Raw genomic sequence first — 1,554 nt, forward strand, 5'->3', positions numbered from 1 at the left:
CGAGGGCGGCGCGGGCGGCGGCGTGGGCGCCGTCACCGAGTAGGCCGATGCCGCCGGGCGGCAGGGCGGCCAGCTCGGGGACGGCGGCGGCCTGCTCGGCTTCGTCGGCGGGCAGGGTCAGCTCGGGGCGGTGGGCGACTGCGCGACGCAGCTGGGTGACCGGCGGGGGCAGTTCGACCGGTGGGTCGTCATCGTCGGCTTCGACGGTGAACCGGCGTCGGCGCTGGAGCCAGACCAGTGCGGCGGCGGCGGTGATCGCGGCGGCCAGTGTCCAGGTGACCCAGCTGCCATCGGGCAGCCGCACACCTTCGTCGTCGGCGGCCGGTGCGCTCGCCGAGGGGTCAGCCGACCCGTCTGCCGAAGGTGTGGACGACGCGGTGACGCTGGTCGTCGCGGACGGCGCTGGGCTCGCCGAGGCGGCCGGTGCGGTGGGCACGACGGGGTTGGCGACGGTGGCCGAAGGGCTGGCGGTCGCCTGTGGGCTGGCCGGTACCGAAGGGCTGGCGGTGGTGGAAGGGCTTGGTGTTGGCTCGCCGATCACGCCGTCCGGGTCGTCGACCGGCGGCGGTGGCGGTGGGGGCGGCTGTACGGGCTTGGCGTCGGCCGGTGGTCGGGCGTCGGCGGGCAGCTTCAGATCCCAGCCGGGATAGATGATGTTGCAGCCGCGTAGGGTGCCGCCGACCTTCGGGAAGTGCCGGTGCTTGTTCAGCGAACATATTTCCGGCCAGCGGTCGGCGTCACCGAGCCACGCTTTGGCAATCTTCGACAGGTAGTCGCCGCGTTTGACGATGTAGGTGTAGCGGGTGTCGCCGACGAGGACGGTGGTACGGACTTCGGCAGCGCCGACCTGCACGCTGACCGCGGCGGCCGGAGTGTTCGCCGCGGTGACCGGCGTGGTCGCGCGGGCCGGTGCCGGAGACGCGGCGGCGGTCGCGGTGAGGAAGCTGCCCAAAAGCAGCGCACCGACGAGCGTAGCTGCCACGGTGCGCAGCGGGTTGAGGTGGCGGCGCTGGTGGCGGTTGCCCCGGATCGCGGCGAGCACCTCGGCGGCCACGGCTTGCACGAACAGCAGCCACACCAGCCAGATCGCCACAGCGATGCCGTCGACGACCATGTGGTCGGTGACGGTGCCGTTGATCCAGGAGGCCAGCGCGTCGAGGGTGGGCAGCTGTTCGGGCAGCGGCCAGCCGACCGCGAGGACGAGCCAACTGGGGATGGCGGTGATGACGGCGAGCAGGATGCTGCCAGCGGTGACACGGACGAGCAGGCGGCTAAGCAGCGCCATCATCGTGCCCTCCCTTCTAACTGCCAGGGACGACCGCGTCTGCGGTGACGGTCGCGGTGATCGGAATGCTGGTCACGCCGAGCAGGTGAAGCAGCTGAGTTTGCCGGGCGGTGGTGACGCTGACGGTGACCTGGTTGCCTGTGACGGAGACGGTTCCGGTCAGGCGGGCGCGGCCAAGCCAGTCCTCCGCGGCAGCGCGGGCCTTGGCCGGGTCGAGGCGCACCACGCCGCTGGCGCGAAGTGCGGCGACGTCGAGCTCGCTGGCGCCG

Annotated in this window: 1 protein-coding gene and 1 pseudogene; both read right to left on the reverse strand. The window is 72.5% G+C overall.

The features are described from left to right. Positions 1-1,288: LysM peptidoglycan-binding domain-containing protein (locus tag DM816_RS41815; protein ID WP_117215935.1), on the reverse strand; the 1,288-nt coding region annotated here is incomplete at its 3' end. 13 nt (positions 1,289-1,301) lie between these two features. Further along, positions 1,302-1,554: pseudogene (locus tag DM816_RS41820) on the reverse strand (hypothetical protein); the annotation flags it as partial.

The sequence above is a fragment of the Allorhizocola rhizosphaerae genome (genome assembly GCF_003426775.1).
Lineage (GTDB): Bacteria > Actinomycetota > Actinomycetes > Mycobacteriales > Micromonosporaceae > Allorhizocola > Allorhizocola rhizosphaerae.